Origin of the sequence: Prosthecobacter vanneervenii (assembly GCF_014203095.1) — a bacterium.
Lineage (GTDB): Bacteria > Verrucomicrobiota > Verrucomicrobiia > Verrucomicrobiales > Verrucomicrobiaceae > Prosthecobacter > Prosthecobacter vanneervenii.
Genome location: NZ_JACHIG010000003.1, coordinates 1 through 25,360 on the forward strand (window position 1 = coordinate 1; position 25,360 = coordinate 25,360).

20 protein-coding genes are annotated in these 25,360 nt (G+C 60.2%); 14 read left to right on the plus strand and 6 right to left on the minus strand.

Going from position 1 to position 25,360, the window contains the following annotated elements; translation table 11 throughout:
- Positions 1 to 80: 80 nt before the first annotated feature.
- Positions 81 to 326 carry a hypothetical protein gene (locus HNQ65_RS08025; RefSeq protein ID WP_184339001.1) on the minus strand — a complete coding sequence of 82 codons (246 nt, stop codon included), beginning with the start codon at positions 324 to 326 and terminating at the stop codon, positions 81 to 83.
- Positions 327 to 432: 106 nt separating this feature from the next.
- Complete coding sequence (locus HNQ65_RS08030) at positions 433 to 1,569, minus strand: M20 family metallopeptidase (protein WP_184339002.1); 1,137 nt, start codon at positions 1,567 to 1,569, stop codon at positions 433 to 435.
- A 70-nt stretch (positions 1,570 to 1,639) separates the two neighbouring features.
- Between HNQ65_RS08030 and HNQ65_RS08035 the strand changes: the two genes are divergently transcribed.
- The 7 genes from HNQ65_RS08035 to HNQ65_RS08065 all read left to right on the plus strand — a co-directional run bounded on the left by HNQ65_RS08035 (position 1,640) and on the right by HNQ65_RS08065 (position 13,950).
- Entirely contained in the window at positions 1,640 to 4,447 is a 2,808-nt protein-coding gene (locus HNQ65_RS08035) for a PSD1 and planctomycete cytochrome C domain-containing protein (protein WP_184339003.1), read from the plus strand.
- A gap of 211 nt (positions 4,448 to 4,658) precedes the next feature.
- Positions 4,659 to 5,651 (plus strand): bestrophin family protein, encoded by a 993-nt coding sequence (locus HNQ65_RS08040; RefSeq protein WP_184339004.1) that lies wholly within the window; start codon positions 4,659 to 4,661, stop codon positions 5,649 to 5,651.
- 69 nt (positions 5,652 to 5,720) lie between these two features.
- Positions 5,721 to 7,031, plus strand: coding sequence for a chromate efflux transporter (gene chrA / locus HNQ65_RS08045; protein WP_184339005.1), 1,311 nt, complete (start codon positions 5,721 to 5,723; stop codon positions 7,029 to 7,031).
- Between the two features lie 70 nt (positions 7,032 to 7,101).
- Positions 7,102 to 10,221, plus strand: coding sequence for an efflux RND transporter permease subunit (locus HNQ65_RS08050; protein ID WP_184339006.1), 3,120 nt, complete (start codon positions 7,102 to 7,104; stop codon positions 10,219 to 10,221).
- 73 nt (positions 10,222 to 10,294) lie between these two features.
- Positions 10,295 to 11,281 carry an efflux RND transporter periplasmic adaptor subunit gene (locus HNQ65_RS08055; protein ID WP_184339007.1) on the plus strand — a complete coding sequence of 329 codons (987 nt, stop codon included), beginning with the start codon at positions 10,295 to 10,297 and terminating at the stop codon, positions 11,279 to 11,281.
- A gap of 294 nt (positions 11,282 to 11,575) precedes the next feature.
- Positions 11,576 to 12,871 (plus strand): TolC family protein, encoded by a 1,296-nt coding sequence (locus tag HNQ65_RS08060; RefSeq protein WP_184339008.1) that lies wholly within the window; start codon positions 11,576 to 11,578, stop codon positions 12,869 to 12,871.
- Positions 12,872 to 12,942: 71 nt separating this feature from the next.
- Positions 12,943 to 13,950, plus strand: a complete 1,008-nt coding sequence (locus HNQ65_RS08065) for a methyltransferase (RefSeq protein ID WP_184339009.1) — start codon at positions 12,943 to 12,945, stop codon at positions 13,948 to 13,950.
- A 6-nt stretch (positions 13,951 to 13,956) separates the two neighbouring features.
- Here HNQ65_RS08065 and HNQ65_RS08070 read toward each other — a convergent pair whose 3' ends face one another.
- Together HNQ65_RS08070 and HNQ65_RS08075 are read right to left on the minus strand one after the other, a co-directional pair.
- Positions 13,957 to 14,418: a c-type cytochrome domain-containing protein gene (locus HNQ65_RS08070; protein ID WP_184339010.1), complete on the minus strand. Its 462-nt coding sequence runs from the start codon at positions 14,416 to 14,418 to the stop codon at positions 13,957 to 13,959.
- Positions 14,419 to 14,479: 61 nt separating this feature from the next.
- Complete coding sequence (locus HNQ65_RS08075; protein WP_184339011.1) at positions 14,480 to 14,761, minus strand: putative quinol monooxygenase; 282 nt, start codon at positions 14,759 to 14,761, stop codon at positions 14,480 to 14,482.
- A gap of 77 nt (positions 14,762 to 14,838) precedes the next feature.
- Here HNQ65_RS08075 and HNQ65_RS08080 point away from each other — a divergent pair, with 77 nt between their 5' ends.
- From HNQ65_RS08080 to HNQ65_RS08090, 3 genes are all read left to right on the plus strand, one after another.
- Positions 14,839 to 15,954 carry a leucine-rich repeat domain-containing protein gene (locus HNQ65_RS08080; RefSeq protein ID WP_184339012.1) on the plus strand — a complete coding sequence of 372 codons (1,116 nt, stop codon included), beginning with the start codon at positions 14,839 to 14,841 and terminating at the stop codon, positions 15,952 to 15,954.
- 66 nt (positions 15,955 to 16,020) lie between these two features.
- A complete protein-coding gene (locus tag HNQ65_RS08085) occupies positions 16,021 to 16,971 on the plus strand; it encodes a carboxylesterase family protein (RefSeq protein ID WP_184339013.1) in 951 nt (316 codons plus the stop codon).
- Positions 16,972 to 16,991: 20 nt separating this feature from the next.
- Positions 16,992 to 17,471: a Fur family transcriptional regulator gene (locus tag HNQ65_RS08090; RefSeq protein ID WP_246437940.1), complete on the plus strand. Its 480-nt coding sequence runs from the start codon at positions 16,992 to 16,994 to the stop codon at positions 17,469 to 17,471.
- 111 nt (positions 17,472 to 17,582) lie between these two features.
- On the opposite strand, the gene HNQ65_RS08095 is transcribed toward HNQ65_RS08090, so the two are convergent.
- Positions 17,583 to 19,109, minus strand: coding sequence for a hypothetical protein (locus HNQ65_RS08095; RefSeq protein WP_184339014.1), 1,527 nt, complete (start codon positions 19,107 to 19,109; stop codon positions 17,583 to 17,585).
- Between the two features lie 188 nt (positions 19,110 to 19,297).
- On the opposite strand from HNQ65_RS08095, the gene HNQ65_RS08100 reads away from it, so the two are divergent.
- From HNQ65_RS08100 to HNQ65_RS08110, 3 genes are all read left to right on the plus strand, one after another.
- Positions 19,298 to 19,939 carry a TPM domain-containing protein gene (locus tag HNQ65_RS08100; protein ID WP_184339015.1) on the plus strand — a complete coding sequence of 214 codons (642 nt, stop codon included), beginning with the start codon at positions 19,298 to 19,300 and terminating at the stop codon, positions 19,937 to 19,939.
- A gap of 327 nt (positions 19,940 to 20,266) precedes the next feature.
- Complete coding sequence (locus tag HNQ65_RS08105) at positions 20,267 to 21,091, plus strand: hypothetical protein (RefSeq protein ID WP_184339016.1); 825 nt, start codon at positions 20,267 to 20,269, stop codon at positions 21,089 to 21,091.
- A gap of 738 nt (positions 21,092 to 21,829) precedes the next feature.
- Entirely contained in the window at positions 21,830 to 23,311 is a 1,482-nt protein-coding gene (locus HNQ65_RS08110; protein ID WP_184339017.1) for a hypothetical protein, read from the plus strand.
- A gap of 76 nt (positions 23,312 to 23,387) precedes the next feature.
- Here HNQ65_RS08110 and HNQ65_RS08115 read toward each other — a convergent pair whose 3' ends face one another.
- Positions 23,388 to 24,746: a DUF1552 domain-containing protein gene (locus tag HNQ65_RS08115; protein WP_184339018.1), complete on the minus strand. Its 1,359-nt coding sequence runs from the start codon at positions 24,744 to 24,746 to the stop codon at positions 23,388 to 23,390.
- A gap of 137 nt (positions 24,747 to 24,883) precedes the next feature.
- Here HNQ65_RS08115 and HNQ65_RS08120 point away from each other — a divergent pair, with 137 nt between their 5' ends.
- A complete protein-coding gene (locus HNQ65_RS08120; protein ID WP_184339019.1) occupies positions 24,884 to 25,351 on the plus strand; it encodes a plastocyanin/azurin family copper-binding protein in 468 nt (155 codons plus the stop codon).
- The last annotated feature ends 9 nt before the right edge of the window (positions 25,352 to 25,360 follow it).

Below are 25,360 nucleotides of genomic sequence, written 5' to 3' on the forward strand. Positions count from 1 at the left end.
TTCAACTTCAATCGAATTGTAGGACGTCCTCCAGCCATGCTGGTATCCTAGCACCTTTCCTTGTTTTGAAAAGAACTAACCTAACACAACACTAGCTCGATCAGCGTATTACCCACACTCCCAAGGGGATAATTGAGATTGCGCTCATTGGGAATGCCCATCTCTTGTGCCAAATCGGAATAAACAATAGGCGTTCCATTTCTACCGCTCCACGCCTGGCGCACCAACAAAGACATCGCTTTTTGCGCACGTGACTGATATGGCTCTAGAGTCCCCTTGGCTTTATAAAAAGATCGGGCGTTCTTGGCAGTTTGTCTGTCGCTCATAGATGGCATGTTTTTTCGGCTGAAATTTTAAATGTTGTTCATGCAAGGTTAGAAGCTGTCATGTTGCTACCGCAAAAGCGAATACTCATCCATTGCTCCGTCTCCCTCACACAAACCGCCGCGCCACCTCCGTGTAAAACGCCAGCGCCTTCTCCACCTCGGCGCACTCCACGTACTCCACCGCCGCGTGCGCCTGGTCGATGCTGCCGGGGCCGAACAGGATCGTGGGAATGCCCATGCGTGAGAACTTGCTGGCATCACTGCCAAAGGGCACGCCGCACACTTCATCATTGCGCCCCATCTCTCCCAGCAGCGTGCGCGCCAGCTGCACCAGCGGCTCGCCTGCATCGGTCTGAAAGGCCCAGTCCTGCAGCATCGGCTCCTCCATCTCCGCCACCACGTCCGGGTGCTGCTTCATAAGAGCATCCAGCAGCACCTGGTAGTGCGCCAGCACCTGCGGCACCTCTTCGCCGGGCAGCAGGCGGCGGTCGATCTCGATCAAGGCTTCATCCGGCACAAAGTTCACCTGCACACCGCCGTTGATCACGCCCACATTGCAGGTGCCCGGCCCGAGCAGCGGATGCGCTGCGGGCTGCATGCGCGCATGGTCTTCATTCAGAGCCAGCACCACACGCGCCATCGCGGTGATGGCATTGATACCCAGATGCGGCTTGGAGCTGTGCGCTGCCTTTCCTTTCGTCTTGATGCGCCAGCGCAGCACGCCCTTGCTCGCGATCACGCAGCGGAACTCCGTCGGCTCCGCCACCACAGCAGCATCGGCCTTGAGCCCTTCGCAGAGCTTCACCACACCACGGAAAGAGTACTCCTCATCCACCACGGCTGCCATCCACACCTCGCAGGGCGGCAGTTCGCCGCTGGCATGAATGTCTGCCACCGCGTGCATCATCGCGGCCAGCCCCGCCTTGTCGTCCACCGAGCCACGGCCATGCATCTTGCCATCGCGCACCACAGGATCAAAGGGATCAATCGTCATGCCCTTGATCGACACGGTGTCCATGTGCGCCTCAAAGACCAGACGCCGTGTGGAGTCGCGCCCCGGGATGCGGGCGATGACATTGTTCCGACCCGGAAACACCTCCTGCTCCCACACCTCGATGCCGCGCTGCTCAAAAAATTTCCGCACATACGCCGCAGCCTCGGCCTCGCCGGGACCGCCCTCGTAGGAGCTGTTGATGCTGTTGATTCGGACGAGGTCGGCGAGGGTCTGAAGGACGGGAGACATTCACACAGCCTAGGCCGAAGACAGCTCCGCAGCAAGAAGGGCCGTTTTCTGGCCGTAGTTTTGCTGTCACATGAAAGCCGCATTTTCCATCGCCCTGGTCACGACGCTGCATGCCGCAGCAGTCGCCGCCGCCCCTGCGGAGGACGCCAAGATCGCTTTCTTCGAAAAGACCATCCGCCCCATCCTCATCAAGCGCTGCTACGAGTGCCACTCCATGGAGTCCGGCAAGAGCAAGGGCGGCCTGCTCATCGACTCCCGCGACGCCATCCTCAAAGGTGGCGACAGCGGTCCAGCCCTCGTGGCTGGCGACCCCGACAAGAGCCACATCATCGAGTCCGTTCGCTATCAAAACCAGGACCTGCAGATGCCGCCCAAAGGGGCCATGCCTGCCGCCGAGGTGAAGGCGCTGGAGGAGTGGGTGAAAATGGGAGCACCCGATCCACGCGAAGCCGTCATCTCAGGAAAACAGAGCGCACCGCGTGTCATCGATCTCAAGGAAGGCTCCAAGCACTGGGCCTTCCGCCCCATCGCCACACCCGCAGTGCCCAAGACGGGAGCCGCCAATCCCATCGACGCTTTTATCGGCGAAAAACTCGCCGAAAAAGGACTCAAGCTGGCACCGCAGGCCGACAAGCGCACGCTCATCCGCCGCGCCACTTACGATCTCACCGGCCTGCCGCCCACGCCGCAGGAGGTGGATGCCTTTCTAGCCGACACTTCTGCCGATGCCTTTGCCAAGGTGGTGGACCGCCTGCTGCGCTCGCCGCACTATGGTGAAAAATGGGGCCGCCACTGGCTGGATGTGGCACGCTACTCCGACTCGAACGGTCTCGATGAAAACATCGCCCTCGGCACCGCCTGGCGCTACCGCGACTACGTGGTGCAGTCCATCAATGCGGACAAGCCCTTCGACCAGTTCCTCACCGAGCAGATCGCGGGCGATCTTCTTGAAGCCAAGGATCTGACCACGCGCAAGGAGCACGTCACCGCCACTGCCTTCCTCAATCTGGGTGCCAAGGTGCTGGCAGAGCCGGACAAGGAGAAGCTGACCATGGACGTGGTGGATGAGCAGATCGACGTCATGGGCCGCGCCTTCATGGGCCTCACGCTCGGTTGCGTGCGCTGCCACGATCACAAGTTTGACCCCATCCCCCAGACTGACTACTACGCGCTGGCCGCCATCTTCAAAAGCACGCAGAGCTTCAGTGTGGACCGCATCGGCGCATTGAGCACCGCCTATGAGGCCCCCATGGGGTCGCTGGAAGATTTTGCGGAAGTAAAATCTGCCGAGCGCGTGCTCAAAGATCAACGCGCCGCCGTCTCCAAGGCCGAGGGCGATGCCATTGCAGCTCTGCGCAAGGAGGTGCGTGCACGTGCGGTCGACTACCTCATGGCCGCTGCGAAGCTGCCCGAAACTCCTGTGATGAGCCAGGTGGAGCCCGTGGCCAAGGCCAGCGGCCTGCGCGCCCACGTGCTGCTGAACTGCCGCGTGTACCTCGCTGCGAATGAAAACCTGCCCTTCTTCAAGCCCTGGCAGGATGCGCTGAGCTCCGGCACGGTGGAGACACTGCGCGGCTACTACAGTGCCGTCTTTGCCGCCGCCGAAAAGATCGCCCCCGCCGCGAAAGCCAAGACTGCTGAAAAGACGAAAGGCAAAGCCGAGGCAGCAGACTCCACCGAGGACTCCCTGCTGCATCAGGCACGCGCTGCACTGGATGCACCCGCAGGCTTCCTGGCGCTGCCGCCGGAGCCCATCGTCCTCTTCCCCAAAGACGTGGCCGAAAAGGTCCGCTCTTTGAAGGACACCATGATGACCACGGAGAGCAATCTCCCCGACCTGCCCACCACGCTGGCAGTGTCTGAATCTTCCAAGATCCTCAAGGAGCTGCCCATTCACATCCGTGGCAACCACCTTGCGCTGGGCAAGCCCGTGCAGCGCGGCGTCATCCAGGTGGTGCAGACGGCGCTGAAGACCACCCCTCAATTTCCCGCCACACAGAGCGGCCGCCTGGAGCTGGCGCGCTGGATGGCCAGCCCCGATCATCCGCTGACCTCCCGCGTCATCGCCAACCGCATCTGGTCCTGGCATTTCCGCCAGGGCATCGTGCCCACCACGGACAACTTTGGCCTGCTGGGCCAGCAGCCCACGCACCCTGCCCTGCTCGACTGGCTGGCACGCTGGTTCACCACCAATGGCTGGAGCATGAAGGACATGCACCGTCTCATCATGAGTTCGCAGACTTATCAGCAGAGCTCACTGTCCACCGCGCAGGGAGATGCGGCTGATCCGGAAAATCTGCTGCTGCATCACTTCCCCGTGCGCCGTCTCGAGGCCGAGGAAATCCGCGATGCCCTGCTGCAGGTGGCCGGCACGCTGGACACCACCCTCGGCGGCAAGACCATCCCGCGCCGCAACCGCGAGTTTGTCTTCAACCACACCTCCAAGGATCTGACGACCTACGGCAGCACGCGCCGAGCGCTGTACATGCCCATCATCCGCAACAATCTCTACGACCTCTTCCAGCAGTTTGACTATCCGGATCCCGCCACCAGCACCGGCCTGCGACACAGCTCCGTCGTCTCTCCACAGGCGCTGCTCATGATGAACAGCGACCTCGCCACCGACGCCGCACGCGACTTCGCCGCACGCATCTTCAAGCTCTCCGCCGACAAGGAGGCACGCCTCCGCGCCGCCTACCGCCTCGCCTTTGCCCGCGAAGCCACCGCCGAAGACCTCCGCCGCGCCGAAAACTACCTCACCGCCGCCGACGCCTCCCTCAACTCCAGCCAGCGCGACTCCACCAAACGCGAGCAGGAAGCCTGGGCCCTGCTCTGCCAGGCGCTGATGATGAGCAATGAGTTTATTTACCTGAGGTAGTGGCGACAGCGCTGGACTCCGCCTTGGAGCTCCATCTCATCCATGGCTCCCCCATCGCTTTGAGGAAAGAGCTTGCTGCAAAAAACTGATCGCGCAGCGCGCGCCTGCTGTCGTATAGAGCCTCCCCTCTTTCGAGGAAGCACAGTCTGGCATGCAGAGTGCTTTTCTTTGATCTTGATCAGTTCCACCCACCTTATCGCATCCGCACACCATGTACGTCGGCAAAGAATTCCGCTTGCTCCATCTCTGGCACTTCGCACGTCGGAATTTCATCGAGTCCTTGATCATCAGCACAGTCGCGGTGCTTCTCTACCGATTCGCCGGACTGCGCTGGATCGCAATCCCTTTCCTGCCAGTCGGCACCATCGGCACGGCTGTGGCATTTTTCGTCGGCTTCAAAAACAATCAGGCTTATGACCGCCTGTGGGAGGCGCGCCGACTGTGGGGTGGCATCACCAATGCCTCGCGCAGCTTCGTGGCCCACCTGAAGGCCAGCCTCCCCGCTGACTGCAAGGACGTGCGCGAGGCCGCCTACCGCCACCTGGCCTTTATCAACATCCTGCGCCTGCAGCTGCGCCGCACCATCCCATGGGCCACCAGCAAGCAAAACCTCCACCAGACCTTTGCTGGAGAGCGCCTTGAGCTGGAGGTGTTTGAGAAAGGGCTTCAGCGCATCCTCAGCGAGCACGGCAAGATGCACTACCATGAGCGCCTCAAGAGCCTCAACAATCCCGCCTGCATGCTGCTCAAGGTGCATGCCGAGCACCTGGCCAAGCTGAAGCACGAGGGCATGCTCGATGCATTCGAGCACATCGAGCTCATGCGCCTCGTCACGGAATTTCACAATCTCCAGGGCGGATGCGAGCGCATCAAAACAACGCCTCTTTTCCGCCAGTACAACATCTTCAGCCAAATTTTTGTGCACATCTTCATCCTGCTGCTGCCCTTTGGCCTGCTGAAGGATCTCAGTGCTGTCGTCGGCGGCCCCGGCGTATGGCTCACCATTCCCTTTTCGGTTCTCATCTCCTGGGTCTTTTACACCATGGAGCAGACCGGCGAATTCAGCGAAAACCCGTTCGACAACGCCATCAACGACACCCCCATCTCTACCATCTGCCGCAACATCGAGATCGATGTGCGCGAGATCCTGGGCGAGGAGAATCTGCCCCCCAAGCTGCAGCCCGAGAACAACGTCCTGCTCTAACCGCTCGGGTGGCGGGGCTGAGTCTTTTCCCTCATTGATCTAAGCTGCGCCCTCTGGCATGGAGGCGCCATGAGCCACGATGAAACACCGCCCTCCATGCCCACCTTCCGCCAGGCTCTGCGCTACTGGTTCAAGCTCGGCTGCATCAGCTTCGGCGGTCCTGCCGGACAGATCGCCATCATGCACAAGGAGCTGGTCGAAAAACGCCGCTGGATCAGTGAATCCCATTTCCTGCATGCGCTGAATTTCTGCATGCTGCTGCCCGGCCCTGAGGCACAGCAGCTCGCCACCTATCTAGGCTGGCGCTTGCATGGTGCCAAGGGTGGCATCGCGGCAGGGGCATTGTTTGTGCTGCCGTCCGTCTTCATCCTCTTTGGTCTGAGCTGGCTCTACATGGCGGGCGGACACCTGCCGTGGCTCGCGGCCATCTTTCATGGTCTGCTGGGAGCTGTCATCGCCGTGGTGGCGGAGGCTGTGCTGCGCATCGGCAAAAAGGCGCTCAAAAGCCCCACTCTTTGGGGCATCGCTGCGCTGAGCTTCGCAGCCATCTACTTCCTCCAGATTTCCTTTGTTCTCATCATTCTCGGCGCTGGATTGCTCGGTTATGCAGGCAACCGGTTTTCGCCAAAGCAGTTTCCCGCAGGCAAAGGCCATGGCGAGGCCAAAGAAAGTGCACCAGCCCTTTCATTGCCCCCGGCACCTACGGCCACCTGGGCGCGCACTTTCACCATCACCGTGCTGTGCCTGGCGCTCTGGTGGCTTCCCGTATTTGTCATCGCAGGCTGGCTCGGCTGGAGCAGCACGCAGGCACAGCAGGGCTTGTTCTTCAGCAAGGCGGCGCTCGTGACCTTTGGCGGTGCGTATGCCGTGCTGCCTTATGTGGCGCAGCAGACCGTGGAGATCCATGGCTGGCTGTCACATCCGCAGATGATGAGCGGGCTAGCACTTGCCGAGACCACGCCCGGGCCGCTGATCATGGTGCTGCAGTTTGTGGGCTTTGTCGGTGGCTGGCAGCACCCGGGCGCTCTGACACCGCTCGCGGGTGCCACGGTCGGCGCGCTCATCACCACCTGGGTCACCTTCATTCCCTGCTTTCTCTTCGTCTTCCTCGGGGCTCCGCACATTGAGAAACTTGGCGAGCAGCCCCGGCTCAGCGCAGCGCTCACCGCCATCACGGCGGCTGTCGTCGGTGTCATTCTCAATCTCGGCGTCAAGTTCGCCACACATTCGCTATGGCCTGCCAATGGAGGCTTTGACACCTTCATTGCCGTGCTGGCCATCGTCGCCTTCATCGCCATGCAGCGCTACAAAGCAGGGCTGATGAAGGTGATCTTTGCCTGTGCCATCCTGGGCCTCATCAAGCAATTAACCTTCGGCTGATCCTCCTGATAGAATCGCTGCCCCAAGCCAGTTACCAGCCCCCGGCTTTTGCCATTCGCCCTTTTCCCGCATGTCCCTTCCCCGCCTAGCACTTCGTCATCCCTGGACCGTCATTGTCGCCGTCGTGGCGATCCTTCTGGGTGCCTGGCAGGCCAAGGAAAAGATGGCGCGCGATATCTTTCCCACGCTGGGCATTCCCACCATCTATGTGGCGCAGCCCTACGGCGGCATGGATCCGCTGCAGATGGAAGGCTACCTGACCTACTACTACGAGTACCACTTCCTCTACATCGCCGGGATCGAGCACGTGGAGTCCAAGAACATCCAGGGCGCCTCCATCATGAAGCTGCAGTTTCATCCCGGCACGGACATGTCCGCCGCGCTCTCGGAAACGATTGCCTATGTGAACCGCGCGCGCTCCTTCATGCCACCGGGCACGCCGGGAGCCTTTGTCACGCGCTTTGATGCAGGCAGCGTGCCGGTGGGAAACCTTGTCTTCTCCACGGAGAACCCCGCGCGCACCGTGGGCCAGATGCAGGATGCCGCGCTGAACATGGTGCGCCCGCTCTTTGCCACGCTGCCGGGCGTCTCGGCCCCGCCTCCCTTCGGCGGCAGTGCCCGCACCATCTTGATCAATGTGAAGCCCGACCGCCTGCGCGCCTACGGTCTCTCGCCAGATGATGTCGTCGCTGCCATGACGGCGGCCAACACCATCAGCCCCAGCGGCAATCTCGCACTGCCCAATAGCTTCCCCATCGTGCCCACCAACGCCGTGGTAAAAAACATCCAGGACCTCGCCGCCGTGCCGGTGAAGGTCACCGATCAGGGCGCGGTGTATGTGCGCGACCTCGGCGAAGTCAGCGATGGCAGCGACATGATGTACAGCATCGCCATCGTGAACGGCCGCCGCACCGTGTACATGCCCGTGACCAAGCGCAGCGACGCCTCCACGCTCAGCGTCGTGGAGCTGGTGAAGCAGAACCTCCCCAAGTTCAAAGCCGCCTGCCCTGAAGACATCAACGTCACCTTCGAGTTTGATCAAAGCCCCTGGATCATCCGCGCCATCCGCGATCTCGTCAAAGAAGGCATCCTTGGCGCAGCGCTGACCGGCCTGATGGTGCTGCTCTTTCTGCGGGATTTGCGCAGCGCCTTCATCGTGGTGCTGAACATCCCCATCGCCATCGCCGCCGCGATGCTCGCGCTGTGGATCGGCGGCTATACGATCAATCTGATGACCCTCGGCGGCCTGGCACTCGCCGTCGGCATCTTGGTTGATGAGGCCACGGTGGAAATCGAAAACATCCACCGCCATCTCAAAATGGGCGGTGGCCGCTCGCTCGCTCGGCTGGTCTTGGACGCCTCGGAGGAAACCATCGGCCCGCGCTCACTTTCCATGCTGTGCGTGCTGGCTGTGTTTGTGCCCAGCTTCTTCATGACCGGCGCGGCCAAGGCTCTCTTCCTGCCGCTGTCCCTTGCCGTGGGCTTCAGCATGATCGCCTCCTACCTGCTCTCCAGCACGCTGGTGCCCGTGCTGAACATCTGGTGGCATCGTGAGGCATCGAATCGTAGCGAAACCGTCCCGGTGGCTCTGGCTGCCGCAAGCCGCAAGATCTCGCTGCTTTTCAAGCCCTCCATCGCCCTTCGCCACATCCTTGTGCCCGCCTACCTAGGCGGCGTGGTCTTCGCCATCAGCATCCTGCTGCCATTCCTCGGCACGGAAATCTTTCCGCAGATCGATGCCGGGCAGCTCCAGCTCCGCCTGCGAGCGCCCACAGCCACACGCCTCGAAACCACCGAGCAGATCGCCCTGCGCACGCTCGCCATCATCGGTGAAGAAACCGGTCCGGACAAAGTGGCCATCAGCATGGGCCTCGTGGGGGTGCATGCGCCGAACTATCCTGTGAATCTCATCCACCAGTGGAACAGCGGCCCCGAGGAGGCCATCCTGCAGATCCAGCTCAAAGAAGGCAGCGGCGCGGCCGTAGCGCCGCTGCGCGAGAAACTGCGCGCCCGCCTCGCCGCCGAGTTTCCGCAGGTGCAGTTCTCCTTCGAGCCTGCTGACATCGTCTCCCGCGTGATGGCGCTCGGCTCCCCCACGCCGATCGAGGTGGCGGTGGGTGGCAAGGATTTCGCTGCCAGCCGCGCACATGCCGAACTGCTCAAATCCAAGCTCGCTGAACTCAAAGACCTGCGCGATGTACAGTTCAGTCAGACGCTCGACTACCCCAGCGTGGATGTGCAGATCGACCGCGAGCGCGCAGGACTGCTCGGTGTGAAAATGAGCGATGCCACGCGCAGCCTCGTGGCCGCCACCACCAGCAGCCGCTTCACCGTGCCGAACTTCTGGGCGGACACCAAGACGGGCGTCAGCTACTCCCTGCAAGTCCAGGTGCCGCAGCCGCTTATGAAGAGCCTCGAAGACCTGCGCAACGTGCCCGTGACCGCGCAGAACCGCCCTCCCGTGCCGCTGCGAAACATCGCCAAAGTCACCGAAGGCAGCGTCATCGGCCAGTATGACCGCTACAACATGGCGCGCACCATTTCCATCACCGCCAATCTTCAGGGCCACCCTCTCGGCAGCATCGCGAAGGAGGTGGAAAAAATCATCGCAGATAATCCAGCGCCAGCAGGAGTCAGCGTAGTGTTACGAGGTCAAGTGCAGCCGCTGAAGGAGCTGCAGAGCGGCCTGCAAACCGGCCTCCTCATGGCCATTATCACCATCCTCCTGCTGCTCGTGGCCAATTTCCAAAGTGTGCGCCTCGCTTTCATCGTGCTCACCACCATTCCCGCCGCGCTACTCGGCGTGGTGCTGGCCCTCATGCTCACCGGCACAACTTTGAATCTGCAGAGTTTCATGGGTGCCATCATGTCCGTGGGGGTGGCGGTGGCCAATGCCATCCTGCTTGTCACCTTCGCGCATCGCGCGCAGCTTGGCGGCATGAGCAAACGTGATGCCGCGCTGGAGAGCGCCACCACGCGCCTGCGCCCCATCCTCATGACCACGCTGGCCATGATCGCCGGCATGATCCCCATGGCCCTCGCACGCTCCCAGACCAGCCCTCTCGCCATCGCCACCATCGGCGGCCTCGCCCTCGCCACCGTGGCCACGCTGCTCGTGCTGCCTGCCGTTTACACACTGCTCGCATCCAAGACCGCCAAACCCGCCTCACTGGAACCTCTCGAATCTTGAATCACCATATCAAGATCCAGCCAGTTTTTATCTTTAAGTTTTAAGCTTTCAGTTTTTACCGCTTCCGCCTCCCATGCGTCTCCTGCTCTTCCTCCTCCTCGCTTCCGCCGCATCCGCTCTCGACCTCCCCGCCGCGAAGCCGGCCACCGGCACCATCCACCGCTGGGTTTCCCTGCCTGCCACGCTTGCGCCTTGGCAGCAGGTGATGCTTCACGCCAAGATCACAGGCTACATCTCCGCCATCAGCGTGGACAAAGGCGATGCCGTCAAATCCGGCCAGGTCATTGCACGGATCGAGGTGCCAGAACTCCAGGCCGATCTCGCCAAATCCAAGGCCGAGGTCAACGCCGCCAGCATCGAGGTGAAGCGCATGCACGAGGCCCGCGCCAAGTCCCCAGATCTGGTACTGCCGCAGACCGTCGATGAACTGGAGGCCAAGCTGGCCATCGCCAAGGCAGGCATGGAGCGCATCACCACACTGCTCGCGTTTGCGGAAATCAAAGCTCCCTTTGATGGCATCGTCACCGCACGCCATGTGGATGCCGGAGCCCTGGTCACCGCCAATACCAGCAAGATCGTCGAGATCGTGGATGCCAGCACGTTGCGCCTACAGATCCCCGTCACTGAAATGGAAACGCCGCTCGTGGCCGTGGGCAAACCCGTCAAAGCTCAGATCGATGCCAGCGGCCCCGCACCCGTGGAGGCCAGCATCTCCCGCATCGCCTACGCACTCGATCCCGCCACCCGCACCATGCTGGCCGAGGCCGACCTGAAAAACGCCGAACTCAAACTCCGCCCCGGCATGTACGCCATGGCCAAGATCGCCGTGGAGAAACACGACAACGCCACCCTCATCCCCGTGGCCGGACTGGTGATGGAAAAGACCAACGCCTTCGTCTTCAAACACGTCGACGGCAAAGCCATCAAGACCGCCGTAAAACCCGGCTTCAACGATGGCACGAATGTGGAGATTCCCGACATCAAAGCTGACGACATGATCCTTCTGCCCGGCACCACGCTGCTGACTGACAAACAGGCTGTAAACATCAAAACACCCTGAACCATGCAAAGCACAAGCATTATTTCAGAGAACCAAACCCCTTCGTATTTGAAGAAACGAAACAGGGCATCGCTGTTGTTGGTGGCAACTGCCTTTGCCTGGATCATAAGCTACCAGTCTTATACTTCCCATCACTCGGGCGCACTCATGGGCCTTGGTTCCACCAGTCACATTCCCAACTTTTGGGAAAGCGTGGTTCGAGAGCCTGTTACTTATGCGTTTGCAGCCCTTGGTGCTGTACTCGCACTAGGCGCGGGCTTCGTCCTCTTTCGCAATGCCCTGACTGATTTTTTCATGAGATTTATTGCTCTGCTTTTTCTCATCGTGCCGATGGCCGAGGCCGCCGAGCCCGCTCCCTCCTTCGTCGATCTGCGCACCGTCATGCGTCTTGCCGGAGCCAACAACGATGAGATCCAGCTCGCGCGTGCGAAGCACGATGAAGCCGTGGCGGAATCCAAGCAGGCCTGGCAGCGCTTCTGGCCGGCCCTGAGCATTGGTGCCGGATATCGTGGGCATGAGGGCCGCTTGCAGGACATTCTGGGCAACGTGTACAACGTTAACAAGCAGTCCTACAATGTGGGCACGGGCGTCGTAATCGATTGGTCCCCGGGGGACATCTACTACTCCGCGCTCGCGGCCAAGCAGCGCGCCCTTGCAGCGCAGCATCTGGCGGAGAAGGCACGGATCGACATCGTGACGCAGTCGGTGGAACGCTACTACGACCTGCTGGCCACCGAGGCCATGCTCACCATCATTGCCGATGATCTGGTGATCACCGAAGACTACGGCAAGCAGCTCGAAGGAGCCGTCACCGCAGGCACCGCCTTCCGCGCTGATCTGCTGCGTGTGAAGTCGCAGGTCAGCCGCGCCAAGCTGGCCATCCGCCAGGGCCAGGAGCAGCGGGATCTCGCCATGGCCAAGCTGGCCGAAATCCTCCGTCTCACCCCCGATGCCACGTTGCGCCCCGCCAAGTCCGATCTCGTGCCCGTCAAAATGATGGCAGGCAAAGGCGTGGCCTCCATGATCTCGCAGGCACAGCAGAAGCGCCCGGAGGTGCAGGCTGCATCTGCCATTCACAGCTCCATGGATGCAGAGAAAGACCGCGCCCGCGTGGCCCCGCTCATCCCCACGGTGCAGGCAGGCTACACCGCAGGTGGTCTCGGAGGCGGCCCCAATGTGGGCAACCGCTGGGGCAACTTCGGCAGCCAGCAGGACTACTACCTCGGCCTGGGCTGGAAGATCGGCCCCGGCGGCCTCTTTGACACTCAGCGCCAAAAGCTGGCAGACGCACGTGAAGAAAGCGCCGCGCTGCAGACGAGCCAGGTCAAAGCAGCCATCGGCCGTGAAGTCGTTGAAGCCGCCACCCGCGTGCAGTCCGCCAATGACCAGATCAAGATCAACGACGAAGCCGTGGATGCCGCCGAGGAAATGACCAAGCTGGCCAAAGAACGCCAGGCCAGCCAGGTGGGTGTCGTTCTCGAATACCTCCTCGCCCGCGAAGAACTCACCCGCGCACGCCAGAGCCGTGTGCTGGCCGTGACGGAGTACAACAAGGCCCAGCACGCACTGAAGCGTGCAGTGGGTCAGTAAGCTTGGCGGGAAGGCGAGAATGAAGCGGTGTATCAGTTGCAGCCATTCGTGACTGCGACAAACTCCCGCCCATGAGCCTGACCCCTGATCACATCCTGCAAACCGGCCTCGCCTTCTGGGCCTCCAAGACTCTTCTCAGCGCCGTGGAGATGGAGATCTTCACCGAGCTGGCAAAGCATCCCGGAGACCTCGGCACGTTGCAGGGCCGCATGGGACTGCATCCGCGTGGAGCGCGCGATTTTCTGGATGCCCTGGTGGCGCTGAAGTTTCTGCAACGCGGAGACGACGGCATCTACCGCAACACCCCTGAGACCGACCTCTTTCTGGACAAGGCCAAGCCCTCCTACATCGGCGGCATCCTGGAGATGGCAAACCACCGCCTCTATCCCTTCTGGGGCAGCCTCACAGAAGCGGTGCGCACGGGTGAGTCCCAAAACGAATCCAAAGGCGGGCACGACCCCTTCGCCGCACTCTACGCGGACCCGGCAAAACTGAAGGAATTCCTGCGCGCCATGTCCGGCGTGAGCCGTGGTGCCAACATGGCCATCGCGCAAAAGTTTCCCTGGGCGAAATACCAGAGCTGCGCAGACATCGGCACCGCACAGGGGGACCTCGTCACCCAGATCACACTCGCACACCCACATCTCCAAGGCATCGGCTTTGACCTGCCGGAGGTGGCTCCAATCTTTGAAGACTACATCGCCGCCAACGGTCTGGCTGAGCGCGTGAAGTTCGCCGGAGGCAGCTTCTTCACCGATGAGCTGCCGCAGGCGGATGTGCTGCTCTTTGGCCACATCCTGCACGACTGGAATCTGGACACGAAACTCATGCTGCTGAACAAGGCCTACGCCGCACTCCCTGTGGGCGGTGCCGTGGTGGTGTATGACTCCATCATCGACGATGCCCGCAAGGAGAACGCCTTCGGCCTGCTCATGAGCCTGAACATGCTCATCGAGACTCCGGGCGGCTTTGACTACACCGGTGCAGACTGCATCAGCTGGATGCAGGAAGCCGGATTTACAAACTGCCGAGTGGAGCACCTCGTGGGTCCGGACTCGATGGTCATCGGCATCAAGTAAAACACCTCAGCGCTCCAGCAGCCCCTTCTTGCGCATCACGATCACCTGCGGCTGCAGAAAGCCAGCGGGATTGTCCGGCCAGTAGGCTCCGTCCTCGATCCACTCGTACAGGATGTCCACCTCTGAGCCGTCCAGCATGAGGCCATGGTGCAGACCGGGATGGTTTCCGCCATCGGCCACAGAGGTGAGCAGACGGCTGGCATAGGGATCTCCGGGCACCACATAGGCGCGCCCGTATTTCCGCGGAGCATAGAGGCCGCTGCGCTGCACCAGCGAGAGCCCCGCAGGCGGCTGGCTGCCGCTGTGGCATGCCAGGCAGCGTGTCTGCAGCAGCGGCTTCACATACTGCATGAAGTACTCATATCCCGCGACAGCCTTGAACGGATGTGTGGGATCCGTTTTATGAGAGCAGGCGGCCAGCGACCACAATCCCAGGCATAGGCAAAAAACAACAGCAAAGCACTTCATCGCGCTGTGCTAGCCCGCTGCATGCCATCTGTGACGCCGAATGTGCCGGACCAAGTCCAGGCTAATACACCGGCCCCTTCACCGCCCAGCGCTTGACAACAAAGCCCGGTGCCCGGGTGCGCCATTTGGCCACATGCGGGGTGGTGTAGTGCTGGTCAAAGGCGGCCTGGTCCACGTAGCTCTCGCTCAGGGCGAAGAGATTGGACTGCTCATTGTCGCGGCTGACTTCAAAGCGGATGCAGCCGGGCTCCAGACGGGAGGCCGCGGCGTTTTCGAGGATGACTTCAAGAAATTCGTCGATCTTCTGCGGATCGATCTCAAGGATGACAATAACGTTGACCATGATCGCAAGAGAGAGGCGATTTTTGCTGAACATGCAACCTGCGTTCTACGTATCATGGCCTTAGCCATCCCCCAGCCATGAAACTCCGCCTCGTCCTCCCCGCGCTGTTTGTTGCCCTGAGTCTGCACGCCCAAGACGCCAAGCCCGCCGCCCCACAGGCCCCTGCCGCGAATGGGACGCCACCGCCCGCAGCAGCGACTGCCCCCAAGGCCGAGACCAAGCCAGCACCGGCCACTCCGGCGCCTGCCAAAGTAGAAGCCAAGCCCGCTGCTACGCCCGCCAATCCCACGCCGCCAGCTCCCGCCCCCGCCAAACCAGCCCCGGCTCCTGAAAAGCCAACGCCAGCACCGGCCAAGCCTGCAGCACCTCCCGCCAAGCCCGGCACACCTGCGCCAGCCCCTGCCGCCGCTGCCAAGCCCCCGCCTCCGAAGCCCGTGGCCATCTTCCCAGACAAGGCTCTGGAGGCCGCCGTGCGCAAACAGGTCTTTGCCAAACGCGACACCCAGGATGTGATCACCGCCGAGGATGTGACCACCGTCTCCATCATCGAGGCCCCAAAGGCAGGCATCAAGGATCTGACCGGCCTCGAAAAGTGCACCGCGCTCGCCTCTCTCACGCTCCCTGAAAACCAGATCACCAACCTCGCATCGTTCAAAGGTCTGGAGCGCCTGCAATTCCTGGATGTGTCCAACAACCAGATCAGCGACATCTCCCCTCTGGCCACCTGCAAGGGGCTGCAATACATCGAGCTCACCGGCAACAAGGTGACGGACATCTCCGCACTCGCCGGCATCCCCGCGCTCACCTCCCTCTACCTTGCCAACAACCAGATCAAGGACGCCACCCCGCTCTTCAAGCTGCCCAAGGTGTGGACACTCTATCTCGAGGGCAATCAGGTGACGAGCATCGCCGGAATCGGCGGCATGAAATGGCTATCCATGCTCTCCCTCAAGGGCAATGCTGTGAAGGACATCTCGCCACTGGAGCCGCTCACCGAGCTGCAGTTCCTCTTCCTGGAGAAAAACCAGATCACCGACCTCTCCCCGCTGCACCGCATGTGGAAGAAGGACAATGACGGCGCGCGCGACTGGGCCCCCTACTGCCAGATCTTCATCGAGGGAAATCCGATTGATGAGGAGTCAAAGAAACTCGTCGATGAGATGAAGAAGGCGGGCGCACGCATCACCCCCTGATGTGCCCCCATGCATGCTACGGGCAAAGAGCTTGCTCTCCATGAGCCGTGCGGCGTAGCATGGTGAATGCGCATCTCGTTTTGCCTCGCCGTTTTCTGCCTGCTCGTAACCAGCACTCAGGCCGCTGACCCGCCCCGCCAGTGGACCTCCAGCGACGGGAAATCAAAGTTCATGGGCACCTTGGTCGAGTTCTCCGAAAAGGAGGTCAAGGTCAAGCGTAGCAGCGACTTCAACCAGTTCCGCCTGCCGCTGGACAAGCTCTCCAAGGAAGACCAGGACTACATCCGTGGTCTGCTGCGTGAGAAACGCCGCGATGTCGGACTGAAAGAGGGGGCCTACGCCGAGAAGATCACCGGCCAGTTTGTGAAAGGCGTGTCCAAGCAAGGGCTGAACTACCAGCTCTGGGGCAATCCCAAGCTGGATGGCACCCAGCGTTACCCGCTCGTCATCTGGCTGCACGGCTCTGGCCAGAGCGGCAACGACAACGAATCCCAGCTTGGAGGCGCGCCGAAAATCTGGACCAACGAAGAGAACCAGTCCAGGCAGCCCTGCTTCCTCCTGGCTCCTCAATGCCCCTCCGCCGACATCGGCTGGAAAAACCAAGTGGCGGACAACCTGCTGGCGCTGATTGCCGATCTTACCGAGCACCTCCCCATCGACTCCAGCCGGCTCTATCTCACCGGCTCCTCCATGGGCGGCTTTGGCACTTTCGGCATCGCAGCCAAGTATCCCCAGGTGTTTGCCGCCTGCGTGCCGCTCTGCGGAGGTGGCGATGTCAAAAATGCCGCGATTCTGAAACCCGTGCCGTTCTGGGTGTTTCACGGCGACAAGGACGACATGGTGCCCGTGGAGCGCTCCCGTGCCATCGTACAGGCTGTAAAACAAGCTGGCGGCGAGCTGATGAAGTACACCGAGCTGGAAGGCGCAGGGCACGGCATCACCGGCCTCGTCTATCCGCGTGCAGACCTGCATGAATGGTTGTTTCAGCAGAAAAAGCAGGCGATGTCTTCCCCCTAGAATCCGCCCACTGACACGCGATGCTCCATCACCATCATTCCGCCACCTGCCAGCACCATGATGAGCAATCTGCCCGCGAGCTGGCCGCCTCCATGCTCACACGCGCCAGAGAGGCAGGCCTGCGGCGCACCAAGGCGCTGGAAAACGTGCTTTCCATCCTGGTGCATTCCCACCAGCCGCTGTCTCTGGCAGACATCGCAGAATCCCCAGACCTGACCAGCGGTGCCGACAAAGCGACCGTTTACCGTGTTCTCGTCAAACTGGAGGAACTGGCGCTGATCCGTCGCCTGGGGCTGCATGACCGCAGCGCCTACTACACCTTGTTGATTCCAGGCCGGCACGATGACTACCTCATCTGCACCCAGTGCGGCCGTATTCAGCGGCTGGACATTGCCTGCCCAGTGGAAGCACTGGAGAAGCAGATCGAGCACGAGTCAGGTTTCAAAAAGCTCTACCACGAACTGGAGTTCTACGGCCTGTGCCCAAAGTGCGCAGACTAATGCGGCAAGCAGCCCTGCCGTCTTTCTATTTTGATACGCATTGAGCGAGTCAAATAAAAAGCCGCACCAGCTTAAGACTGGTGCGGCTCACAAAACTCTAGCAACGAGATACTATGAAGACCCAGAGGTGACGTTGACCTGCGTTCCACCAGAACCCGCTGGAGCACCAGGCGTCACAGTAGAAGGAGCCGGAGTGTTACCAGCACCGAGGTTGCCATCGCTCGAGGTGGCACCGGTGGAAGAAGTTGTCACCGTTGCCTGTCCGGTAGGAGATCCATCTGCTGCCGTGCCTTTGGTCTCCACGGTAGTCGTGGTCGTGCCGTCTGCATTTTTCACCTCTGTAATGGTGGTGGATGTGCCGTCTTGATTGTTGGTGGTGGACTTGGTTGTGGTGACTCCACCGACAGTGGAAGTTTCCACGGTGGTTGTACCCTGCTGCACAGTGGTCGTCGTCGTCTTGCCATCAGCAGACACATAGACGGTGGTGATAGTAGAGCTGTCCGTCTGGATACCACCATTCTGGGCAAGGGCCTGCATCGGATTATCAGGCTTCACATCACTGGAACCAGCACCAGCGCCATGAGCATCTCCCACAGTGATCGTAACGGTTGTCTTGGATCCATCCGGATTGTTGATGACCACGGTGTTGGTCGTCACGATGTTGGTCACATTACCCTCTGCAGAGCCAGTGGCCTGGAAGTCAGGCGGATTGAATTCAGGCTCCCAACGCAGCGCCAGATAGCGGGTTTTGACCGGCTTGGCTGGCTTGGCTTTGAGGCTGCCGTCTCCACGGGTATCCTCGGCCACAGCCACAGGAGCGACGTTGCCAAAGTCCTTCGGATCAAAAGCCATGCGACCGCGCCAGTCTTCTTTCTCAGGAAGGTTGTCGAAGGCAAACACTTCAAAGCGCACCGGACGGGGAGAGTGCACAGAGGCAAACTCGTTCAGGATACGAAGCTGGCCGAAGTCATAAATGATGGTGCGGTACTTTTCATCCGACTCAGGGAAGGAAAATTTGTTGTAGGTCACTGCGGTGTCGAAGCCATTGGCGGGCTTGGGTGCAGCATAGACCACACGGGCTCCACCCAGACCATTGATCAGGTCCATGGGCTTGCCACCCTTGCCGTCAGCAGACTGCTTGACGGCATAGCCTTTGTCGCTGGAGGCACCAAAGAACTGAAGATAGCGGATGATGCCGCCTTTGGAGAGCGCCAGTTCAAGCTTGACGTACTTGGCCTGAATACCGGCGAACTTGAACTCGACGGTTCGGTCAGCCGCCGAGAAAACCTTTTCTTCGAGAACCGCCCAGCCATTCTTGTCCGCGCTGGCGGAGAGTGTGGCGCGGCCTTCGATGCCGTCGTTCACAAACGAGGAGGAGGAAATCAGAACAGGCTTGCCGAGATTGAACAGCACGAAGCTTTTACCCGCAGAAACTGTGGAAGTAGCGGTGATGTCGCTGGAAAGGAGCGAATCAACATGTCCGAAGCCAGAAGAGCTGTCTAGAGAAGCATTGCTGGCAGGGCTGTTGATAACGTTAACCGGCTTTTCCTTGATGATCGGAATTCGCGACCATTTGGCATGGACAGATCCGACAGTGAAGAGACTGCCAAGAAGAATGATGGTGGGGGCGAGCTTCATGATCGGTTGATGGAAAATTGAGCTTGGAATGCGGAAAATGAGAAAGCCGAAAGACCAGGGTGTTCGGTTTTATTTACTGTATCACCTGACAGTTACACCACAAAGCCTCCCGGGTGTAAACATTTTTTCTGTGTCATGTGTGATGAATTAAGGCTTGATTATTCATATATGCCATATATTTTATAACAATGAAATGTCCGCGCTGCCTTGCGAGCGTCCTGCCAGAGCAAACCACTTGCTCGACCTGCGGCTTTTCCGCTAAGATTTTGCACAATTACCTTGGAAATCAATGGGTTAGGCTAGAAAGAATCACGGATGTAGCTCATTGTTTGAGGCTTGAAGACACCCGACGGGCGGAGATCGTTTTGGACGATTTCGAGCGCAGCTTTCCACAGGCTTTTTTTGCCGTTTACTTAGGTGCTTTGCCAAGCAATATGAACGTTGCAGAATTGGGTTTCTGGCTCTTGAATCAGGGAGCCTTCAACACCCACTCCGTCAGCCGTCGCAACGACTTTGGGATCATCCTGGTGATCGATCCTGTGGCCAAGACAGCTTGCTTCACCCTGGGTTATGCAGTCGAACACTGCTTCAGACAGCGCACCCTCTCACGCATGCTGCAAAATCTGGGCAGCCACCTGCGCAAGGGAGCCTATGGAGCTGCCATTGAGGCTTCCTGCCTGAGCGCTGGAGCGGCGCTTAAAAAATACGCCCGTAGCATGCAATGGCAGCCAGAAAGCGCCCCAGTTTCTGACTCGATGTCGGGCATTGGACTGCAACCCCTGCGAAGCGGTCATCGGGCTTCCTCACGCCCACTCTCGACACCTCCCTGATCCATCATGCCTGCCTCCTGCCCAGCTTCAGCCTTGCTGTCTCGCTCTGCTTTTGCAGGCTGTCTGGCATTACTGTGCGCGGCGACAGGCGCTGGCAGCGCGGAAGATCATCCCCTTCCCCTTCCTCAATGGAGTGAACAGGAACTCCGAACCTTCCGCGAGAGGCTGCCAATGCCGACCACACCCGGCGTACTGCCCCCCACAGATGCGGGGAGCCCCCCCGAGATCAATAAACTTCTCCGCGGACCTCTTTCGGACAAAGCCCCGCTGAATCATTTTTTTGATCAGCAAGGACATGAGCTCTCTCCTCGATTGCAAGCCGAGGACATGCGCCTCTTCATTCCTGAATCCATCCTCGGCCAGGCAGAGCCCGTAGAGGCTCCGCCTGCGCTGCTGCCGACACCGCTGTCAGCCCTGAAGGATGTCTCGTCAGAGTTTCTGGCCGCCTGCGGGCAAAATCTGCCTGGAGAATACCTCATCGACCCCGATCAGCTGGTGCCGGAAATCCAGAACCACGACATGCAGCGGCTGCTGGAGTTCCATGCCCACGACGCACGAATCAAGCTTTACGTCATGGTCATAGCCCACGACCAGAAACTGCCCGAAGGTGTCCGGCTGGAAAAAATCGCCTCAGGGAGCCTGCTCAAGACCGACGCCTGCCTGCTCATCTATCCCCAGGGCGAACCCTGGCGCACCCGGTTGTTTGTCAGCAGCTCCATCCACGGCCAGGTCTCGAGCAGTTTCCTGGGAGAAACCATCCAGGCCTGCCTGCAGGAGGCGCTGCAGACGAGCAATATCCACGACCAGCTGCGCCGCTACACCATCCACCTCTCCACGCGGCTCTTCTGGCTGCAAAAGGCCCTGGGTGCCACACCTGCGGCCGCATCAGGGAAGGAGCGCTCTCTGAAAGAATTTGCGGCTGAAGAGACCACAGCCCGCACCAAAAGTCACGTTGCCAGCCCTGCCATCATGATCTGGGGAGGTGCCGGAGCCTTGCTTTCTGGGCTGGTGGTCCTGGCGGGCCTGCGGATCAGGCGCAGCCTGAAGCTGAGAAAACTACGCCGCATCTGGGTTTTACCCGAACCCGAAACCGTTCCCCGGCTGGGGGGCGCATTTACCGGCGGGGGCGGTGCCATGATCCGATATGCATAAATATTCAATCCGTGGCAGTCCCGATCCCTGCTAGTTTTTGAACTTCAATTTGTCAAAACTAATCCTTGGATGATAATTAGTGAAATAGTCATAGTTTTGTAGTGCTTGGATGAAATGAATCCCGATACCATTCAGTTCCAATGCGGTTTCTGCCGCACCACTCTGACTGTGCCCGCACAAATGGCTGGCGTATCGGGGCCGTGCCCTAGTTGTGGGCAGACGGTTACTTCTCCATCCGCCCCCCCTGCAGCAGCAGCGGCACCGCAGTGGGCTCAGCCTCCTGCAGCAGCTCCACAGCCTTCATGGCCCCCCGCTCCTCTCTCTTCAATGCCAGGTGAGACCTCGGCACCTGGAATGGGAATGCCAGCCGCGCAGGCAAACACTGGCCTGCCACCCAGACGCGCACCGGGGCAGCCTCCACTTACGACCTCCATCAACTCGCCTGCGAATCTTATGCCCTGGGCTTCTGCACCGGGCGCAACTGCAGGTGTCAGTTCTCCGGGGCCTGCAGTCGATTTACCTGGTGGCGGAATGCCAAATCAGTCCCGCCTCATCCCCGGATCCCCTCCTCTTCCCAACATGGGCCCGCAGGGAAATGCAGGTGCAGGCATGCTGGGCATGCCCTCATCACTGCCAGCAGGCTCTCTGCTTGGGAGAGAAGTGTCAGCTGTGCCACTGACAGCCATGACGCAGCCGCTCCAAGCTAACGGCAGCCCCCCGTTGAGCCTAGGTGGAGCCATGCACCCAGACGCCCAGCCAGCGGCACCGATGTCCCCGCTGCCTGCTGGCCGCAGCATTGCCAGCTTGCGTGCCCCGCGTGGCACAAATTTTATCAGGCTGGCTTTCGCAGCTCTCTTCCTCCTGGGATTTCTAGGGCTCGTGGGCTTTCTGCTGAAAGATTACATCCCCGGACTTATTCCCAGCCTGACTGGACATGATCTGACCGAGGAAAGCGCGAAGTCAGGCTCGACACTCAAGCCTTCGATTCCATCTGCAACGGGCCCGCTCACCTCTTCCCCTTCCAAACCAGCGGAAGCGCCAGCAGATAAAACCACAGCTTCAACATCAGCCACTGGCGACGGCAAGACCGATCCGAGGCCCATCACTGTGGGATTTGATCCCCAGGAGCCTGTAACTTCGACGCCAAAGGTCAGTCCGGCACAAGGCTCCACAGCGATGGCCTCAGCCAGCACCACCAGCCCGCCTGCTGCAGCAAATGGCACCGCGATGGCAAACGCCGCTACGTCGACTCCCACGCCCACAACCCCAGGAGCCCTGCTCGAAGTCCCTCCCACCCCGACACCGAATACCGCTGCAGCCAACAATCCAGCGGTGGCCCCGTCGGGACTTGGCGAGGCACAAGCCATCGAGGAAGAGGGCATCCCTCCTGCCGCCAAGCCAGCAGCAGATGCGATCAAAAAGTTTCTCGCCGCCAAGAATCTGAGCGAGAGGTTGCAGTATACGCTGGGCGCAGACCTCATGAAGCCGCTGATGGAGCGCTACTACGCACGCTCTCCTGAGGGCCCCATCACAGTGGATCGCATTCAGTTTGTCCGCATGGATCCCAATCCCGAACTGGGAACCGGCAGGCATTGCATCCTGAGTCTGGAAAACAAGACCTGGGAGTTTCCGGTGCCAGTGATGCTTGAGGAGAAGGATGATGGCTTCAAAGTGGATTGGATTGCCTTTGTAGAGTTCAAGGACCGCATGCTGGAAAAGTTTTTCCAGTCCTATCAGGAAGGCAAAGCTCGCTTCCACGTCGGAATCATTCGCCACCACTACTTTGAAGACGGTGTGCCCAACCTCGACCACAAGGACGTCTTCCGCATCAGCCCTGCCCCGCCCAACTCCTTCCAAGCTTCCGTATTCCTGGACAAAGACTCGCCGCTCGCCGTCGAACTACGCACCATGCTCCCCTGGGAGACTCATGTCTGGGCCGTGGTGGAGCTGGAATGGAAAAAACTGGGCTCCCAGCAGTGGGTGGAACTCAGTGCCGTGCCGCAGATGCACTGGTATTCCCTGCCCATGACGACCGCCAAGGCCATCCCCGCCCCTCAGAAAGCAGGGCCGGTGGAAGACGACATCCCTCCTGGTATTACTAAAAACGGCAAACGCGGCAAGTCCTCGGAGGTCAAGCCTGCGGAGCCCCCGCCTGGCATCCGCAAATCCACCCCCGATCTTCCGGCCACGATCAAGCGCCCGCTGCCAGCAGGACGCTGAACCGGCTTCTCCAAAGCTGAAGAAAGTAAGGTGTAATGAGAGCGGAGTGTCCCGCTTTCTGACTTTGAGCTTCAGATCAGCTCACTTCCAGTCTGCCTGTGCTGTCACCCACCTTCTCCGCAGGAACTCCCAGGCGGTCCAGCATCGAGAGGTAGAGATTTGTCATCGGAGTCTCACCGGGCAGCACGATGCGCTTTCCAGGAGTGAAGGTTCCGCCCGCACGTCCTGCCACCAAGATAGGGAGGTTGTCGTGATTGTGGCGATTGCCGTCACCAATACCGCCGCCAAAGACGATCATGGAATTATCCAGCAGGGTGCTGTCCCCTTCCTTGATCGACTTCATCTTGTCGAGGAAATAGCCGAACTGACGCAGGTAGAACTGGTCGATTTTGGCGATCTTGGCCAGCTTCTGAGGGTCGCTCTGGTGGTGGGAGAGGGAATGATGGGCATCAGGCACACCCAGCTCAGGGAAGCTGCGGTTGCTGCCATCATGAGCCAGCATGAAGGTGGAAAGGCGCGTGGTATCCGTCTGGAAAGCCAGAACCATCAGGTCAAACATCGTATGGATGTGCTCTTCGTAAGAATCGGGGATTCCTGCCGGGATCTTTACATCGGGCATCTGGCCTGCAAACTTCTCCGCACGCTCGATCCGCAGCTCGATGTCGCGCACGGAGGAGAAGTATTCGTCCAGCTTTCGGCGGTCGCTGGCGTCCACCTTGCCCTGAAGGCTCTTGGCTTCGTCGAGAACAGTGTCGAGAATGCTCTTCTGCATGCGCTTGGCGCGGGCGGCTTCCGGTCCGTTGCCCGCCGTGGCTCCAAGGCCAAACATGCGTTCAAAGACAAGACGCGGGTCCATCTCCGGAGCCATGGGCATGGTCTCGTTTTTCCACGCCAGATTGAACTGGTATGCGCAGGAGTAGCCGGAGTCGCACTTGCCCGAACTGCGCTGGCCGTCCGTGCTGAGCTCCAGCGAGGGCAGGCGCGTGAGGTGGCCGATTTTTTGCGCGGCGATCTGGTCCACAGAGATGCCGAGGTGAATATCTGCGCCGGCAGTCTTCTTGGGCATGCACCCAGTGAGGAAGGTGGCCGTCGCACGGGCATGGTCACCGCCGCCGTTGCCGTGGCTGCGGGCAAAGTCCTGCATCAGCCCGGAAACCACCATGAAGTCATCACGATGCTTGGCGAGCTCCTGCAGCGAGGGTGAAAGCTGGTAGGTCGTGCCTTCTCCCGTGGGCATCCACTGCTCCACATTCACTCCATTAGGGATATACATCCAGGCAGCGCGGATCGGCTTGGCCGCAGGTTTTGTGGCGGCAAAGGCACGCGTGCCCAGCGACTCCAGAAATGGCAGGGAGAGCATGGTCCCCAGCCCCCGCAAAACTTTGCGGCGGCTGAGCGAGTGTGCGGCTAGGGAGGTTTCACGAAACTCGTTCATATGATTTATCTACGCCTGGCAGTGACGAAACTTTCGCCCCAGAAGGCGTGACGTAAGGCTGCCACAAAGTAGTTGAAATTCCAGCGCGAAGCGGCCCGATTAGGACTTCACCCCCAAACACTGTTCCCTATCAAACCATGAAGCACACTCGCCTTCTTCTCACCACCCTCGCCTCACTAGCCCTTTCCGCGTTCGCCCAGGACGCCGGCGTCGCCACCATCGAGCTCAAGCCAGACAGCAAGAACCCGCTGGGCTACGACAAGACCGAACTGAGCGTGAAGGCCGGCCAAAAGGTGAAGCTCACACTCAACAACACAGGCAGCATCGCCCCGCAGCCGCACAATTTCCTCCTGCTGAAGCCCGGCAAGCTCGATGCCGTCGGCGCTCAGGCCAACGCCATGCTGGCTGATCCTCAAGGCATGGCCAAGAACTACATCCCCGAGGCAGCCAAGGCTGACATCGTGGTCAACACCAAGCTCGTGCAGCCCAACCAGAGCGAGACCATCGAATTCACCGCTCCTGCCGAAGCAGGCGACTATCCTTTCATGTGCACCTTCCCCGGCCATTGGATGCTGATGCGCGGCGTGATGCACGTGACCAACTAAATTTGAGCC

Coding starts and splice junctions, on each gene's coding strand:
- HNQ65_RS08025 (WP_184339001.1), bottom strand. CDS start 326: ATGAGCGACAGACAAACTGCCAAGAACGCCCGATCTTTTTATAAAGCC.
- HNQ65_RS08030 (WP_184339002.1), bottom strand. CDS start 1,569: ATGTCTCCCGTCCTTCAGACCCTCGCCGACCTCGTCCGAATCAACAGC.
- HNQ65_RS08035 (WP_184339003.1), top strand. CDS start 1,640: ATGAAAGCCGCATTTTCCATCGCCCTGGTCACGACGCTGCATGCCGCA.
- HNQ65_RS08040 (WP_184339004.1), top strand. CDS start 4,659: ATGTACGTCGGCAAAGAATTCCGCTTGCTCCATCTCTGGCACTTCGCA.
- chrA (WP_184339005.1), top strand. CDS start 5,721: ATGAGCCACGATGAAACACCGCCCTCCATGCCCACCTTCCGCCAGGCT.
- HNQ65_RS08050 (WP_184339006.1), top strand. CDS start 7,102: ATGTCCCTTCCCCGCCTAGCACTTCGTCATCCCTGGACCGTCATTGTC.
- HNQ65_RS08055 (WP_184339007.1), top strand. CDS start 10,295: ATGCGTCTCCTGCTCTTCCTCCTCCTCGCTTCCGCCGCATCCGCTCTC.
- HNQ65_RS08060 (WP_184339008.1), top strand. CDS start 11,576: ATGAGATTTATTGCTCTGCTTTTTCTCATCGTGCCGATGGCCGAGGCC.
- HNQ65_RS08065 (WP_184339009.1), top strand. CDS start 12,943: ATGAGCCTGACCCCTGATCACATCCTGCAAACCGGCCTCGCCTTCTGG.
- HNQ65_RS08070 (WP_184339010.1), bottom strand. CDS start 14,418: ATGAAGTGCTTTGCTGTTGTTTTTTGCCTATGCCTGGGATTGTGGTCG.
- HNQ65_RS08075 (WP_184339011.1), bottom strand. CDS start 14,761: ATGGTCAACGTTATTGTCATCCTTGAGATCGATCCGCAGAAGATCGAC.
- HNQ65_RS08080 (WP_184339012.1), top strand. CDS start 14,839: ATGAAACTCCGCCTCGTCCTCCCCGCGCTGTTTGTTGCCCTGAGTCTG.
- HNQ65_RS08085 (WP_184339013.1), top strand. CDS start 16,021: ATGCGCATCTCGTTTTGCCTCGCCGTTTTCTGCCTGCTCGTAACCAGC.
- HNQ65_RS08090 (WP_246437940.1), top strand. CDS start 16,992: ATGCTCCATCACCATCATTCCGCCACCTGCCAGCACCATGATGAGCAA.
- HNQ65_RS08095 (WP_184339014.1), bottom strand. CDS start 19,109: ATGAAGCTCGCCCCCACCATCATTCTTCTTGGCAGTCTCTTCACTGTC.
- HNQ65_RS08100 (WP_184339015.1), top strand. CDS start 19,298: ATGAAATGTCCGCGCTGCCTTGCGAGCGTCCTGCCAGAGCAAACCACT.
- HNQ65_RS08105 (WP_184339016.1), top strand. CDS start 20,267: ATGCGCCTCTTCATTCCTGAATCCATCCTCGGCCAGGCAGAGCCCGTA.
- HNQ65_RS08110 (WP_184339017.1), top strand. CDS start 21,830: ATGCACCCAGACGCCCAGCCAGCGGCACCGATGTCCCCGCTGCCTGCT.
- HNQ65_RS08115 (WP_184339018.1), bottom strand. CDS start 24,746: ATGAACGAGTTTCGTGAAACCTCCCTAGCCGCACACTCGCTCAGCCGC.
- HNQ65_RS08120 (WP_184339019.1), top strand. CDS start 24,884: ATGAAGCACACTCGCCTTCTTCTCACCACCCTCGCCTCACTAGCCCTT.